Genomic DNA, 232 nt, shown 5'->3' with positions numbered 1-232 from the left:
CCATCAGCACCGTCGGCGAGCCGCGGCGCTTGAACTAGGCGTACACGCCGCGCACGAACTCCACGCCCGGGTCGGCGTCGATGTTGGCCGGGGCCTGGCCGTTGGCCTCGTACCAGTCCAGGATCCGGCCGACGAACGGGGAGATCAGGATCGCGCCGGCCTCGCTGCAGTCGTGCGCCTGGGTCGGGTTGTTGATCAGGGTCAGATTGCAGTCGATGCCTTCGGCCTGCAG

At 68.5% G+C, this 232-nt stretch carries 1 pseudogene; it reads right to left on the bottom strand.

Annotated elements, in window-relative coordinates:
- Nucleotides 1-37: 37 nt before the first annotated feature.
- A pseudogene (locus tag ACQG3P_RS24710) lies at nucleotides 38-232 on the bottom strand (transaldolase family protein); the annotation flags it as partial.

Origin of the sequence: Stenotrophomonas sp. SrG (assembly GCF_050031795.1) — a bacterium.
In the GTDB taxonomy this organism is placed as follows: Bacteria; Pseudomonadota; Gammaproteobacteria; order Xanthomonadales; family Xanthomonadaceae; genus Stenotrophomonas; species Stenotrophomonas rhizophila_A.
The sequence above is the reverse complement of the archived record's forward strand: the minus strand, read 5'-3'. Positions and strand labels throughout refer to the sequence as shown.